Annotated in this window: 13 protein-coding genes; 6 read left to right on the top strand and 7 right to left on the bottom strand. The window is 51.9% G+C overall.

What is annotated here, in order from left to right:
* Positions 1-307 precede the first annotated feature (307 nt).
* Both ACCI49_RS18360 and ACCI49_RS18355 read left to right on the top strand, forming a co-directional pair.
* Positions 308-583: a hypothetical protein gene (locus ACCI49_RS18360; RefSeq protein WP_371840613.1), complete on the top strand. Its 276-nt coding sequence runs from the start codon at positions 308-310 to the stop codon at positions 581-583.
* On the top strand, positions 541-1,998 hold the full coding sequence (locus ACCI49_RS18355; protein ID WP_371840611.1) for a discoidin domain-containing protein: 1,458 nt from the start codon (positions 541-543) through the stop codon (positions 1,996-1,998). The genes ACCI49_RS18360 and ACCI49_RS18355 overlap by 43 nt, the downstream gene beginning before the upstream one ends.
* Positions 1,999-2,177: 179 nt before the next feature.
* Here the strand turns inward: ACCI49_RS18355 and ACCI49_RS18350 are convergent, their stop codons facing one another.
* From ACCI49_RS18350 to ACCI49_RS18335, 4 genes are all read right to left on the bottom strand, one after another.
* A complete protein-coding gene (locus tag ACCI49_RS18350) occupies positions 2,178-3,188 on the bottom strand; it encodes a PQQ-dependent sugar dehydrogenase (protein WP_371840610.1) in 1,011 nt (336 codons plus the stop codon).
* A gap of 463 nt (positions 3,189-3,651) precedes the next feature.
* Positions 3,652-4,299 (bottom strand): YiaD family glycine zipper/OmpA-like lipoprotein, encoded by a 648-nt coding sequence (locus tag ACCI49_RS18345; RefSeq protein ID WP_371840609.1) that lies wholly within the window; start codon positions 4,297-4,299, stop codon positions 3,652-3,654.
* A gap of 607 nt (positions 4,300-4,906) precedes the next feature.
* Complete coding sequence (locus ACCI49_RS18340) at positions 4,907-5,134, bottom strand: SlyX family protein (RefSeq protein ID WP_371840608.1); 228 nt, start codon at positions 5,132-5,134, stop codon at positions 4,907-4,909.
* On the bottom strand, positions 5,134-6,276 hold the full coding sequence (locus tag ACCI49_RS18335) for a serine hydrolase domain-containing protein (protein ID WP_371840607.1): 1,143 nt from the start codon (positions 6,274-6,276) through the stop codon (positions 5,134-5,136). Before ACCI49_RS18335 ends, ACCI49_RS18340 begins: the two co-directional genes overlap by 1 nt.
* A 111-nt stretch (positions 6,277-6,387) precedes the next feature.
* Here ACCI49_RS18335 and ACCI49_RS18330 point away from each other — a divergent pair, with 111 nt between their 5' ends.
* Positions 6,388-6,852, top strand: a complete 465-nt coding sequence (locus ACCI49_RS18330; RefSeq protein ID WP_371840606.1) for a PaaI family thioesterase — start codon at positions 6,388-6,390, stop codon at positions 6,850-6,852.
* Positions 6,853-6,993: 141 nt separating this feature from the next.
* Here ACCI49_RS18330 and ACCI49_RS18325 read toward each other — a convergent pair whose 3' ends face one another.
* Positions 6,994-7,827, bottom strand: a complete 834-nt coding sequence (locus ACCI49_RS18325; protein ID WP_371840605.1) for an ion transporter — start codon at positions 7,825-7,827, stop codon at positions 6,994-6,996.
* Positions 7,828-8,023: 196 nt separating this feature from the next.
* On the opposite strand from ACCI49_RS18325, the gene yciH reads away from it, so the two are divergent.
* Complete coding sequence (gene yciH / locus ACCI49_RS18320) at positions 8,024-8,347, top strand: stress response translation initiation inhibitor YciH (RefSeq protein WP_371840604.1); 324 nt, start codon at positions 8,024-8,026, stop codon at positions 8,345-8,347.
* On the opposite strand, the gene ACCI49_RS18315 is transcribed toward yciH, so the two are convergent.
* Positions 8,344-10,995, bottom strand: a complete 2,652-nt coding sequence (locus tag ACCI49_RS18315; RefSeq protein ID WP_371840603.1) for a M48 family metalloprotease — start codon at positions 10,993-10,995, stop codon at positions 8,344-8,346. The two genes, yciH and ACCI49_RS18315, sit on opposite strands and share 4 nt — an antisense overlap.
* A gap of 33 nt (positions 10,996-11,028) precedes the next feature.
* Positions 11,029-11,673, bottom strand: a complete 645-nt coding sequence (locus ACCI49_RS18310; protein WP_371840602.1) for a TetR/AcrR family transcriptional regulator — start codon at positions 11,671-11,673, stop codon at positions 11,029-11,031.
* A 206-nt stretch (positions 11,674-11,879) separates the two neighbouring features.
* On the opposite strand from ACCI49_RS18310, the gene ACCI49_RS18305 reads away from it, so the two are divergent.
* Positions 11,880-12,773, top strand: a complete 894-nt coding sequence (locus tag ACCI49_RS18305; RefSeq protein WP_371840601.1) for an SDR family oxidoreductase — start codon at positions 11,880-11,882, stop codon at positions 12,771-12,773.
* The gene (locus tag ACCI49_RS18300) at positions 12,773-14,380 is read left to right on the top strand and encodes an acyl-CoA carboxylase subunit beta (RefSeq protein WP_371840600.1); all 1,608 of its coding nucleotides are present in this window, start codon (positions 12,773-12,775) and stop codon (positions 14,378-14,380) included. The genes ACCI49_RS18305 and ACCI49_RS18300 overlap by 1 nt, the downstream gene beginning before the upstream one ends.
* Positions 14,381-14,429 lie beyond the last annotated feature (49 nt).

Genomic DNA, 14,429 nt, shown 5'->3' with positions numbered 1-14,429 from the left:
TCGGTGCCAAAAAAGCTGGTTTGTTGGTACTGATCGGTGTCCGTGAGCATCATTATCCTTGAGTATTTCGACCAGAAATTTGGATCAGAATAGCGAAAACTGGTCGAAATGGCTATGTCATATATCCACGTAATCCTAGTGCCACAAGGTCTGGAGACTTTTTTCAGGGTCGACTAGCTATAGTACCGAACTTACACTAGCCGCCGATACCGCAAAGAGCGGCAACCTAGGTGTAATCGGTGAAGGCAGCGAAATCTCTGAATCCCTCCGCTTCGGCACTGATACCGAACTCTATGTATGGAACAATATGGAAGACCTCGACAACAGCGATTTGCTGGTGTTCGAAGTGGCCAGTGGCGACTGGTTCGGTATGGGGGTATGGATGCACCACGACCTGAACCTGATGAATTATCAAAATGGTCACCTCAACTTCCGCATGAGGAGCACCGGTGCACAGGGTTTTGAGGTTGGCCTCGCCAGTACCAATGGCGGCGAATCCTGGGTTAAGCTCAGCCCAAACGGCGATACTTTTGGATTGGAATGGGATGGGATGGCCAATGGCACATGGTCAGCATCCCGCTGAGTAAATTTGGAGTGGACTTCCACACCATCAGCCAAGTATTTATGCTGCGCGGAGATGCGCCAGTAGAAGCTTTTACGCTCTCCATTGACGATGTCTATTTCAGTGAGAGCCTTGACAAAATGGCGCCAACCGGCACTTTCTCCCTATACAGTGAGACCGTCGAAGCTAATTCTACTTTCGAACTGGGCACCGACGGCAACCTATATATTTGGGAAGGAACCCTGTTGGAGACTACCTCTTCTCCATTTGAAGGGTCCAAATCTCTATCCTACACCTCCGCCGGTGCCGGCTGGTTCGGCATGTCCTTTACCGCAGACAGCTACTACGACCTATCGGCTTTCGACAACGATTCCGCAACCCTCAATTTCGCTCTTAAGTCGAGCTCAGGCACCAACTTCCAGATTGGCATGAAGAGCGGCAGCATCGACAATGTTGAGCAAAAATGGATCGACTTCACCAACGGTGCCGACCCCTATGGTTTTGCCCGCGACGGCAAATGGCATCAGATCTCAATCCCTCTCAGTGACTTTAGCGATGAAGTAGATATGTCGAACGTAATCCAGTTGTTCGAGCTACTCGGCGTGAACGGAGAAATCAGCAATATCGAAATCGACAATATCTACCTCTCTGGGCGCGACAATAGTGATAACGATACCGATGACCTGGATCTGATCGCCCAAGCTACGGTCACCGCCAGTAATGAAATCCAATCCATCTCAAATGCTATTGACGCTAACAGCAGTACCCGCTGGGAAAGTGCCCACGGCGGCGATTCCGTCTGGGTTCTATTGGACCTGGGCGAAGCTGAAGCGCTGAACATCCTCTCAATCGACTGGGAACATGCAAATGCCTCAGCCTATATGGTGCAAGGCAGCAACGACACTACCGCCTGGACCACACTGGTCAGCTTCAGCGGTGGTAGTGCCGGCGAGAGAACCGATCAACACACACTCAGTGGCAACTATCGTTATCTACGCCTGTACTTTACCGAGCGCAGCACCGTCTATGGCTATTCCATTTGGGAACTGAATCTCAAAGGAAGCAAAGAACTAGAGTCAAGCATCTCCGCCACCTCAGAACTGCAAAGTGCCAAACTGGCAATTGATGGGGATAATAATACCCGCAGGGAAAGTGTTCACGGCCTTGACGATGTCAGCCTGATTTATGATCTGGGCCAGCAACAGGCTATTGATTCAGTCCGCATCGACTGGGAGACCGCCAATGCCGCCGCATACACTTTGCTGGGCAGTGCTGATGGCAACAACTGGACCAGTATCCAGTCCTTCTCTGGGATGAATGCCGGTGAGCGTATCGATTTGATCACCGTAGAGAGCAGCTACCGCTACCTGAAAGTGGACTGCACTGAGCGCAGCACCCCCTACGGTTACTCTATTTGGGAAATTGATATTCTCTAAATAGATCAGGGCAATATCAATCTCGCCTGTACTTCGTCAGGCAGAACTGGGACCAAAAGCCATTAACACAACAATAACTAGAAGTTAATTGCCATTTACGGAGATGAGTAAAGAAAGCAGTCTGTCCATCAAACTAGACTGCTTAGTTATTTATATAATGCAATTTTTAGAAAATGAGCCTAGTGACCACTATAAGTTAAGCGATAGATCTTATGGGCGAAATCGTCAGAGATTAACACACTTCCGTCAGGCATTTCTAAAAAGGCAACCGGGCGGCCATAGGTTTTTTCATTTTGCATAAAACCGGTGACAATGGGTTGATAATTGATAATATCATTACCTTCGATTGTGGCTAGCATTACTCGGTAGCCCGATTTTTTACTTCGATTCCAAGAGCCGTGCTCAGCAACCAAAAGTTGATGCTGGTAGGCCTCAGGAAATTGATCACCATGGTAAAAGTGTATACCTAAAGGTGCCACATGGGCTCCCAAGTTTAATGCTGGTGAGGAGTAATCACTGGCTTTTTTCCCCTGACCAAATTCAGGATCGACAATATCCTTACCATGTATGTAAGGATACCCAAAATGTTCCCCCTGATAGCTTACTTTGTTTATCTCACAGGGAGGGATATCATCACCCATCATATCCCTGCCATTATCAGTAAACCATAATTCATTTGTTTGTGGATGGAAATCGAAACCCACAGAGTTTCGCACCCCATTAGCAACTACCTTTTTTTCCTTGGAGGCCAAATCCAAAGAAAATATCTTTGAATAATTTTCATCTGCATTACAAATGTTACATGGGGCACCAACGGGAACTATTAATCGTCCGCTTTGGTCAAACCTCAGAAATTTCCAGCCATGATGCCTATCAGTCGGGAATTGGTCGTAAACAATTTCAGATTTAGGATTATCCAAATTTTCGTCTATATCAGGAAAGCGAATAATTTTGTTGATATCAGCTACATACAGGTCACCATCTTTATAGGCAATGCCAGTAGGAGCTCTTAGGTTTTCCATTAGCAACCAGCGTTTATCGGCCTTGTCATCATTGTTTGTATCTTTGAAGGCATACACCTTTTTAGCACTGAAAGAACCAGAAAACACTGTACCCGATTCAGAACGAGCAAGTTGGCGAGCAGTCTCTACGTCTTCAGCAAAGTAGCTAAGCTCGAAGCCTTCGGGCACTTGTAGCTGCCCCAGAGTAATCTCAGCTTGCACCGGGAGTGAGAACAGTAAGATTGTCAGTAGAATGTGTTTCATTGTTATCGATCGATGGGTAAAAGCCCATCTTATCCGTTGATCAGGCCTTTGACTAACCCATATAGGCCCCATGAGATTAAACCTAGAAAAGATACGTTAAGTTGCTGAAATGGGACACTGCACCTTACCTGGCAAATTCCCGGTTACACTCAAATAAAAATGAGAATTCAGGAACCCGATGTAATTCCGCAATATCTCTGCAGACTTTAAGAGACTCCTAAATCATAAAACCAGCTATAAGGCAAGGCGAACAAACCAGCCAGAAAGTAGTACAAATAATAGGAAAGGTAAGTTGGAGCGGTGGGTCAGAAACAGAAATACAGTATCCAGGGCTATTGCCCTGGATACTGAAGGTTACTACACAAAGGGCAGTTGGGCTTGGGGGCTATTAGAGAGGCAGCAGCTCAAGTTCTACGCGGCGGTTCGCTTGGCGGCCAGCTTCGGAATCGTTACTGGCCAGCGGATAGCGCTCACCATAACCAACGGACTGTACACGGCCAGATGATACGCCGCTGTTGCCGAAGAAGTTTGCTACAGAATTAGCGCGCTGCTCACTTAGAGACTGGTTGTAGACATCGGAGCCAGTGCTATCGGTATGCCCGCTTACACGGATTGCAGTTTTATCAAATTCCTGCAACACCAAGGTGACAGACTCCAAAGTATCATAAAAGTCCGAACGAATGTCGGCGCGGTTGGTTCCAAAGGTAATGTTACCAGGCATGATCAGGCGAATATTATCGCCCTCACGCTGAACGCGTACACCACTGCCCTCCAGGCGCTGACGCAAGGCCATTTCCTGGCGATCCATGTAGTAACCGACACCCCCGCCAATCGCCGCGCCACCCAGCGCACCGGTAAGGGCGCCTTTTTTCCGATCTTTCTTGCTCGCAGTTGCCACGCCGATAATGGCACCGGTAACCGCACCAATACCCGCGCCCTTGGCGGCATTACTGGTTTTGCTCTCACCGGTGTAAGGGTCCAGGGTGGAACAGCCCACCAGTGAGCCCATTGCAAGAATTGCTACCCAATGTTTCATTATTGGTTCTCCTAACGCACTTTTAATTAACGGGTATCGGGACGCACTGAGCACAATGCTCTAGCACAGTCCCTACATTATTCAGCACGCTAGCTGACCGGCGGCTGAATCAACCCAATGGAATATTTGCGAAGGCTACGATGAATGGGTATTCAGTTCTATTGACCAGTCCCCATTACGTCCCACTAATTAGTGCAGCGATGTACCCGTGTACTAGCTCGCTGACTAAATATGTGGTCAACCCCCTTTTCCTCCACAAGTTCTGTGGATAACTTTGTGTATTAATAGGCAAAGCTCGGCGCAATGCGGCGCGAACTCTTGCCTATAGCATTTTGCACATTTTTTAAACTTTTTAATTTTTCCTGTAAAAACAGTAAGTTAGAGCCAACCTTAAAAATTTTGTACCAGCTGCATCGGAAGGTTTAAGGCGCCATTAGCATGGCACCCGCATGTGGAAAAGTTTGTCAATACCTCTAGCACCAGAGGACAAACTTTTTTTAGACGCTTTTGTACTTAATTCCATAACCAAATGGCGCCACTATCCACTACAAGGCTTTTGCGCCTTCACCAGCCAAAGCCTACCTGCAGGATAGTATTCGAATGTCTTCTAATAGTGCGGAGGCTTTTCATCCTGCTGCTTACCCCCGCCCTGCATTTCAAAGGTTAAGGCTCCGTACTTTTCTCCCAACTCACGCATAAGTGCAGCCAGTTTCCGGATTTCAGCATCCTGCCGTGCGATCACATCATTTAATTGAGAGATAGTATCTTCCTGGAAAGAAAGGCGGCTCTCCAACTCATCAATACGTTCGACTAGGTTCGAAATTCCATCACTCATCACAGCAACCCGTACAACGTTTCTACCAGCCCAACCGCGCGACGGTCCATAAACAGGCTCTGCCCCAACCGCGTGGTGATATAACCTAAGCCTATGCCTCGCTCTGGATCGGCAAAGCCCACGCTGCCGCCTGCACCTGGGTGGCCAAAACCCTGGCTTCCACCAAAACGCAGGTCCGCCGCTTTACTGCTGCGAATAAAACCACAACCAAAACTCACTTCTGCCTGCAGTATTTTGTCCCGCGCGCAACTCTGTTCCTGCGAGAATTTATTTACCCACTCTTTTGACAGGGAATCGGGTTCATCTTTCGCCAAGTCACCGTAAATAGCTGCCAAATCCCGCGCGCTGAAATGACCATTGGCAGCGGGAATCAGCGCACCTCGCCACTCCGGGCTATTGGTCCCCATCATCAGGCTGACCGGATTACTGAATGCCATGGCAACCGGGCCTTTGCGATCTTCTTTAATCGCGCGGCCAATCGCATTTTCACGCAACTCCGGAAGTGGTTGTTTTAGTGGACTCACATCAGCAATGCGCTGAGATTGATGGTCGTTTGCACCAAAGCCACCATCGAGATCGAGGGGTTTGGCTAACTTTTCCCGATAAAGTTCCAATAGAGGTTTTTCGGCAACCCGCTCAATCAATCCGCCCAGACTCCACCCGAATAGGAAAGGCGCATACCCCTGTTGACTGCCCGGCTCCCACCAGGGTTCGGTAGCCGCAACTTTATTACAGGCTGCTTGCCAATCGTATATCAAGTTATCATTTATCCGCTCGCGGAAGGCAACCAGTCCGCTGCGATGACATAAAAGTTGGCGTGCGGTGACAAACTCCTTACCCTCCGCAAATTCCGGCCAGTACTCTGCCACAGGACGATCCAGATCAAACTTTCCCGCAGCTGCCTGCTGCATGACCAGCAGCGCCAATACGCCTTTACTGCAAGAGAACACGTTAGCCAGAGTACCCTCTGTAAATGGGCGTTCCGCATCCCGGTCGGCACTGCCCGCCCACAACGAGCAGATCAGCTCTCCGTGTTGGCGCACAGCAAAGGCCGCGCCTGTGTCCCCGCACTCGCGAAAATTCTTGGCAAAAGCATCGTAAAGTACTTCAAAACCCGGGGCACAAAAGCCGTATATTTCCATCTATTTACGTCCAGATAATTCGGGGAAACTCTTTCGGAGGTCCGCAAGGTTAGTTTCTTCCCCTCTCTGACGCAAATCGGTAGTATGGCGCGTCCACAACGAGGGATAGTTATGACTCAAGAAATCGCCATCCAAGACCAGATTCCGGGCAATCACTGTTTTGGCTGCGGCCCAGACAACAAGCATGGCCTACATATCAAAAGCTATTGGAGTGGCCAGGGTCAAACTCGCTGTGAATTCAGGCCGAGCGATTTTCATAATGCTGGCCCGGCAAAATATTTAAACGGCGGTATTATCGCCACGGTCATAGACTGCCACACTATTTGCACCGCTATTGCGGATGGCTATCTGCAAGCTGGTCGCAATATTGGTGCCGGAGAGAAGGTCTGGTACGCTACTGGCAAATTGGATATCAAATACTTAGCTCCTGCCGCAATCGATATACCGGTATTCCTCGAAGCCAAAATCGTCGAACGCAGCCCTAAAAAAACCGTATTGCAGTGCAGCTTGAGGAGTGATGGCCGATTGTGCGCCGAGGCAGATGTAGTCGCAGTGCGTGTACCCGGAGACTGGTAAATCACAATTACCTAAGAAACCATCAAGCAGATGTTTCTTTATCCAATTCGTATTAGCAAGCCAGCAGTTGCTGATCTTACAGGGTAGGTGCACCTGCGATACCTGATTTGATAACAGACACCCCGCGCAACTCCCAAAGAATCAAATTTCCTGTGGCTCCTCCGAATCCTCCAAGCGGTGCCCGCAAAACTTGCAGTATTCGGCATCGGGGTCGTGAGCGCTACGGCTACAGTTGTGGCAAGCCAGTTGGGTGCGTTCCCGGTGCATTTCCCCGGCCAATTCCGCAGTGAGAATCCCCGTGGGCACCGCGATGATAGAATAACCAATCAACATTGTCATGGCAGCGATTGCCTGCCCTAGCGGTGTTTGCGGAGAGATATCCCCATAGCCCACAGTGGTAATCGTCACGATGGCCCAATAAACACTAGTGGGAATACTAGTGAAGCCATGATCGGGCCCTTCCACCACAAACATCAGCGAGCCAAAGATGATACACATCACAAGTACACTGGAATAAAACACCATAATTTTTCGCCGGGCGAGACCCAGGGCGCGCAGCAGGATATTGGCATCGCGCAAGTAGCGCACCAACTTGAGAACCCTGAAGATACGTAGCACCCTGAGCAGGCGGATAACCAGCAGGTAGGTCGCGCCAGTGTAGAGAAGCGCCAAGTAACTGGGCAGAATTGCCAATAAGTCGACAATTCCATAGAAACTGAAAATATATTTGCGCCGGTTGACTGAACAGTAGATGCGCGCGATGTACTCAACGGTGAAAAGCCCGGTGAAAACCCATTCCAGACCGACCAGAAGCGGACCAAAGCGATCAGCCACGGTACTGATTGAGGCCAACAGGACCAAGCCCACACTGATCAGAATGGCCCAGATCAAAAAAACATCAAAGTTACGCCCAGCGGGCGTATCCGTACCAAAAATTACCTCATTGAGCAGTTTTCGACGCCCAGTCAACGCCATTTATCACCTCAACTACAAGCTGCTATCAATTTTTCGGCAAAATTTTAACCGTTAGGGGGCTGCTGGTCGCCCCCAATTTCCGTTGCGGCAACTTTCCAAGGGTTTACCCGGACAATGTCCTTTGACTTCACTAATACCTCGTGCACAATCGCGCCCCAACCACAAAGTACAATCAGTTATCGGGAGGCTCTCAGTCATGGCCAAGGAAAATCGCCTCGTTTACTCCACTGACCGCGGTCGTATCAAGGAAGAGCCCGCAGAGGAAAAACGCTATAGCGGGGACGGCATTGTGCGTATTCAGCGGGAAACCAAAGGGCGTAAAGGCAAAGGCGTAACCTGTGTCCGCGGCATTATGGGCACTGAAGGTGAGTTAAAACTGTTGCTGGCTGAATTGAAAAAACGCTGCGGTTGCGGCGGTGCATTGAAAGACGGCGTGATCGAAATCCAAGGCGATAAACGCTCCGAGATCAAGTCACTGCTGGAGTCCAAGAACTACAAGGTAAAGCTTGCCGGAGGCTAAACTGTCCGCAGTAGCCTCAACGGGTTCAACTGCATCTGCTGCTCCCTCTCCAGGCAGCTATTCAGCAGGGTTGCCAGCTTCACTTGATAGTGCTCCAAAATAACTGAACTCGCATATTTGCAGCGAGCCTCCAGCGCCTGCACGAGAGCCAGTGCCTCTTTATGCCGTTGTGGCAACAGTTGCAGAGGCTCTCGTTTGGCCTTGATGCAAAGGGCACTATCCAGCCCCTGAGCCTTTAACAGGTCGGAAGACTCCACCGTAGCGAAGGTTGCATCCAGCTCTCGCGCGGCCAGAGCCAGGTATTTTTGCACCAGTTCCCGCTCACCCAGTCCCGGAGACAGATACTGGGCAATTAGTGCGAGGCTACGACCATAGCCGGCCAACCGCTCCAGATGAGTTGCCAGGGCTTCGTACGCGGCCAAATGGCGCAGTAGGTTGCGCGCTTCCTGCCTCTCCTTTGTAGGCATTGCCACTAGTGCCAGACACAGGCGCTGATAAAAGACGGCATAAATCTGTTGTAACTGTTTTTCAGTTTCCTCCAGCTCAGACCTTTTCACCGCTACAGCCTCTTGGGCGGAGGCCAAGCTAGCACTTTTCAGGGAGTAATCTTGTGGATTGATTCGCACTTTGTTCCTGATCAAGGCGACACCCAATTGCATGGCTGCCATGTGCTGCCGTAGCGCCTCACTGCGCCCGCGCATCTCCCTTAACTCAACCAACTTACCTCGCAACCAGTCAATGCTGGTCTGTAGATCCATACCTTGCATATCTTCAGAGGTGGAGCGACGCAGAGGTAGAAAGGAGTGTGGCGGCAGCCGATTAAAATAAGTATCCAACACTTGCACTGCTTCAGCCACTTCACGACTGGCACAGAGCAGTCGGCGATTTTCCACCACTTGGCAGTCCGGCCCGGCGCCGGCGGTGCTGACGCTTGCAGCCTGCCGAGCAAAATCTGTGAACAGGTCCTGTAAGGAAAATGCCCGACGAATCCGCGCATCCAAGCCCCGCTGTTGGACTGCGTCCACTCGCTTCAAGTCCGCTGCCTCACAGGCATCCCAGGGATCGCTGGTTTGACCCATCGCCAATTCAATGGCCTTACAGGTTTCCTCATCCAGGTTATCCAAAATCCAGGCAACGGCAGCGGGGATGTTTTCAAAACACTGCCCCAACGCGGCGGCTTCACGCCCGGTTTCGGCTACGATTAAGTCGGCGTGGATCAGGCGGTGCCACCTTTCCGCAAACGCGGCAAATGCCTCGCTACCAATCAAATCTGCTGCCCACAAGTCAGCACGGGATTCCAGGTATTTGGCACTTCCCTTGGTCAGGGTTCGATGCAGTCCTTCCAGTCGTTCGACCAGCGGTAACAGAAAATACCCGCAGGCCACCAATAGTTGATGCAAAGGTTTTTGTAAGCGATTGGGCTCACCACTGGTGCACAGTGCGCTTCGCTCATTTTCCAGTGCCCATTGCATCCGCTCCAAGCGATACACACCATCCAATACCAGCCAAGCCAGTAGTCCGTGCAACTTCCCTTGGTAGAGACCAAGCCCCCGCGCCACCAACGCCATTCCCTCACCGCCACGCAGGGACGCAACACTGGCGAGCCCCACATTTAACGGTAATTCCTGACGCATCACTTGGGCAAATGTGGGTGCGGTAAAAACCTGGGCGTCGGGACTGAGCGTGACTTCCTGGACTCGCGGCAGTCCGGTTTTTTCGGAAAGCTGCTCAAACAGTCGGAAAAGCTCCCGACCCTCTGAACGGTTTAATGGTATTTCACTGGGTTTGGGCCCCACATTTCGCGGGAACCATAGATAGGGAAAGACAAAGAGGGAGAGAAGAAAAATGAAACAAGCCGCCATCAACAGGCTGAACGCCACAACTCCCCCACTTAACTCTCCCTGCCAGGCAGCCATGGGGATCTGCCAGAGGGCGTAGCCTGCTCCGTACAAACACAGGGCTGCCACACCCATAAAAATTACTGGCAAAACCAAAGCCGGTAGTAGGCCAACTAGCGCCCTGCCCCAGAAGGATGTGATGGGGGGCTTGCTATCACCAATGAACTGCTGCCCCCCCGTTGAGGCTTTGGCCGTTACAGTGGCCTCGACCTTGGTTGCGGCACTTCTCTTACCCGGAGCACGCTTTGGCTGATTCTCATGGCTTCTACCTGCACTATTGCTGTCACTGGGAGGTGCCCCCTTGGCCGCCCGGGCTTTGTGCCGCTGGGCAACTTTAATCCTGGCTATCAGCTGCTGGTTATCGAATTTTCCCGCGGGGCAAACCTCCACACGCAGGCCAATTTTTTGCAGGCCGGCACGGAGCTCCAGGGCTTGGGAGGATGCAAGCTGGTCCTTTATCACCCAGCCTTTCAGCAGGAGTCTGCGGGCCTGAGGTTCAGGAATGGCAAACAACTTGGCCGCATCCCGTACTACTTGGTCTGAACCCTTGGCGTGAAGCGTCCTTCCGGTGGAAACTACCTGGTATAAATCCTGGCCCGCCATCTCCCCTCCTGTCACCTTGTGACGCAAATTGTCACTTTCATCACCTGTTGCGCGCAGGGTAAAAGATTCGAAGGAAATCGGGTGGGTACCAGTTCTCAGGAAAGTGGTCCAAACTGCAAAATTGGCAGGAAAGGAGGCAAAGTGCACAGTTTTTCAGGGCACTTTACCCGTTTACAAATATTAGGGAGTAAAGATCTGGAAAATATGATCAGTTAGATCAGGGATCGATAGCCCCCTGTTTCGGGGCTTAAACCAGCTATAAGTATGACTCAGGGCACCCACCAATAGTCGCCGTACCAGAGCAGGCGCACCGCCGGGGCATTTGGCCGCGACAATTGCATCCAGCCAGATCTGCTCATATTCTTCGCGCAGCCGCAATACTTCCTCCTGGCTCTCCTCAGTCAAGCTACGCCACTCCGTTACTAAAATGGAGAACCCTGGCACCGCCTGTTCGTGGATAGCCTCAAGCTCAGACTGTATGCAGGCGCGCAACTTCTCCTGCGGACAGCCAGCATTCTCTGCAGCACTACGCATTCTCGCGCTGGCTAAGGTGATGACCTCTTTCATTACCGCGCAGAGAATCTGCTCCTTACTGGCAAAATGGTGAAAAATACTGCCAGAAAGTATGCCAACTTCCGCGGCCAGGTCACGCACCGTGGTACGGGCAAATCCCCTTTGCTCAAACAGGCGCGCTGCAGCAAACAGTAAACGTCCGCGGGGAGAAGCGGGGTCAGTTAGCAGCCCTTGCTCGACCAGGGCACCTATTAATTGTTGTGATGACAGTTGACTCGGCGCCTCCGCCAACGCTTGCGCACTCTCTCGCACGAATTTCTCCAAAACTCTTTCAGGTAATCAGCCCGGAATATTAGCGATCTTATGAATTTCTAATCAAATAGACGCCAACTATTGAATACCAAGCGCTTGCTTGGTAGCGTTAAGCCATTCTGCGTTTTCCCACGCGCAGGCGCAAGCACTGACAAGAACAATAAAAACTGAACAGGCCTTACGGGCCCGAAAAAAAGGAAACTTTCATGCGCTATCAAAGCCAGCTGCGCTCCGGCAGCTTTAGTGAACAAACCCATATTGTCACTGGCGGCGGCAGTGGTATTGGCCGCTGTATCGCCCACGAACTGGCCAGCCTCGGCGCACATGTGGTGTTGATCGGGCGCAAGCTGGACAAATTGGAAAGAGTTGCCGGCGAGATCAATAACGACGGCGGCGAGTGCAGCCTGTTCAGCCTGGATATCCGCGATGAAGAAGGGGTCCAGGAAACCGTTGGGCAAATTACCCAGGCCCAGGGCAGGATTCACGGGTTAGTGAACAATGCCGGTGGCCAGTTCCCCTCCCCCCTTGAGCAAATCAATACAAAAGGCTTCGATGCCGTCGTGCGCAGTAACCTGCTCGGCGGTTTCTTGATGTCCCGCGAAGTCTTTGTGCAATCAATGAAACAACACGGCGGCAGTATCGTAAATATCACTGCAGATAATGCCGGCGGCATGCCGATGATGGGCCACTCCGGTGCCGCCCGCGCGGGCATGGAAAATATTACTGAAACCGCTGCATTGGAGTGGGCATCCTTGGGAGTTCGGGTCAACGCTGTAGCGCCCGGCTATATTCTCTCCAGCGGTTTCGATACCTACGATCCCAAATTCCTGCGCGAACTACTGCCGGGCTTCCGCGACAGCATCCCCCTCTACCGAATGGGTGAAGAAGCCGAAGTGAGTGGGGCCGTTTGTTTCCTGCTTTCTGATGCGGCCAGCTATATCACCGGGCAAACCCTGCGTATCGACGGTGGCTCCAGTCTCAAGCACCACTGTCCCCTTTGGCAGCCACAAGCCGCCAATAACTCCAAACGCTTTAATGGATTCCACCGCAAACACCGGCCCCAGGTAGTGAAAGAGCTGGAAGCGGAGGGCAAACTCTAATGCAGCCGATTGATTCCCAGCTCGACAACCGCTCGGCAGAGTTTAATGACAACAAAGCTGCAATGCTGGAGCAGATCAACCAGTTTCGTGAGGCTGAACAGCGCTCGGTACTGGCGGAAAAAAGCAAGGCCGCTCGCTACCGTGAACGGGGCTGGCTACTGCCACGGGAGCGACTCAATTTACTGCTTGATCCCGGTGCACCTTTTGTGGAGTTGTGCTCCCTCGCCGGCTATAAACTTTTTGACGACCAGGATGGTACCGGCGCAGGCGGCGGTGCCATTTGCGGTATCGGCCAGATCAGTGGGCGCCGCTGTATAGTGCGGGTGGCTAACTACGCGGTGAAAGGCGGTACCATCTCCCCTGCCGGGATGGATAAAGCGCTACGAATGCAGCAGATCGCTCTGGAAAATCATCTGCCTATAGTGGCCCTGGCGCAAAGTGGTGGCGCCAATCTGATGTATGCCACCGATACTTTTGCACCCGGCGGACGCAGCTTTGCCAACCAGGCACGTATATCCGCCGCCGGTATTCCGCAAATCACCGTAGTGCATGGTGGTGCTACCGCTGGTGGGGCTTACCAGCCGGGGCTGTCAGATTATGTGGTAATGGTGCGCGGGCAAACCGGCATGTACCTGGCAGGGCCACCGCTGCTTAAAGCTGCCACCGGTGAGATTGCCGATGAAGAGAGCCTTGGCGGAGCGGAAATGCACTGCACTGAATCCGGCAGTGGCGATTACCTGGCAGAAAATGATGCCGACGGTATTCGTATAGCGCGGGAAATTGTCGCTACCCTTCCCTCTCCACAGCAGAGTATCTCGAAAAAAGATTACGAGGACCCGCTGTACCCTATCGAGGACCTACTTGGCCTGATCCCGGCAGACAGTAAAAAGCCCTATGACGTGCGCGAACTCCTGGCGCGTATTGCCGACGGCTCCACCCTGTTGGACTTTAAACCGGAGTTTGATCGGCAGACCGTGTGCGGTCATATCCGTATCGAAGGCTTTCCCGTAGGCATTATCGGCAATAACGGCCCCATCACCCCCAAAGGGGCCAACAAGGCCGCGCAGTTTATTCAGCTGTGTGAACAGAGCGGCACCCCACTGCTGTTTTTACACAATACCACCGGATTTATGGTGGGTACCGAGGTGGAGCGCAACGGCATTATCAAGCACGGGTCAAAAATGATTCAGGCCGTAGCCAACGCCAGCGTGCCAAAACTCAGTATTGTCGTAGGCGGTTCCTATGGGGCCGGCAATTACGCCATGTGCGGTCGCGGGTTCGATCCCCGCTTTATTTTTGCCTGGCCAAATTCCCGCACCGCAGTCATGGGCGCAGCCCAGGCCGGCAAGGTTATGCGTATCGTCACCGAGCAAAAAATGCAACGCAGTGGAAGTGTCGATGAGGCAGTATTAGACAAATTGGAAAACGATACCAGCGCCTTTATGCAGAGCAACTCCGACGCCCTCGCCTGCAGTGCCCGTCTGTGGGATGACGGCATTATCGATCCTCGCGATACGCGCAAACTCTTGGGCATGTTGCTGGAGGTTTGCGGTGAGGCAGAGCAAAGCAAACTGAACAAAAATACTTTCGGCGTAGCAAGGTTTTAGAGCGGAAAGCCTGGGCAACAAGGAAGTGCGGTTGCCCATTACCACAATC

The organism is Microbulbifer epialgicus (genome assembly GCF_041447265.1).
Classification (GTDB): Bacteria; Pseudomonadota; Gammaproteobacteria; order Pseudomonadales; family Cellvibrionaceae; genus Microbulbifer; species Microbulbifer epialgicus.
The sequence above is the reverse complement of the archived record's forward strand: the minus strand, read 5'-3'. Positions and strand labels throughout refer to the sequence as shown.

Coding starts and splice junctions, on each gene's coding strand:
- ACCI49_RS18360 (WP_371840613.1), top strand. CDS start 308: ATGGAAGACCTCGACAACAGCGATTTGCTGGTGTTCGAAGTGGCCAGT.
- ACCI49_RS18355 (WP_371840611.1), top strand. CDS start 541: ATGGGATGGGATGGCCAATGGCACATGGTCAGCATCCCGCTGAGTAAA.
- ACCI49_RS18345 (WP_371840609.1), bottom strand. CDS start 4,299: ATGAAACATTGGGTAGCAATTCTTGCAATGGGCTCACTGGTGGGCTGT.
- ACCI49_RS18340 (WP_371840608.1), bottom strand. CDS start 5,134: ATGAGTGATGGAATTTCGAACCTAGTCGAACGTATTGATGAGTTGGAG.
- ACCI49_RS18335 (WP_371840607.1), bottom strand. CDS start 6,276: ATGGAAATATACGGCTTTTGTGCCCCGGGTTTTGAAGTACTTTACGAT.
- ACCI49_RS18330 (WP_371840606.1), top strand. CDS start 6,388: ATGACTCAAGAAATCGCCATCCAAGACCAGATTCCGGGCAATCACTGT.
- ACCI49_RS18325 (WP_371840605.1), bottom strand. CDS start 7,827: ATGGCGTTGACTGGGCGTCGAAAACTGCTCAATGAGGTAATTTTTGGT.
- yciH (WP_371840604.1), top strand. CDS start 8,024: ATGGCCAAGGAAAATCGCCTCGTTTACTCCACTGACCGCGGTCGTATC.
- ACCI49_RS18305 (WP_371840601.1), top strand. CDS start 11,880: ATGCGCTATCAAAGCCAGCTGCGCTCCGGCAGCTTTAGTGAACAAACC.
- ACCI49_RS18300 (WP_371840600.1), top strand. CDS start 12,773: ATGCAGCCGATTGATTCCCAGCTCGACAACCGCTCGGCAGAGTTTAAT.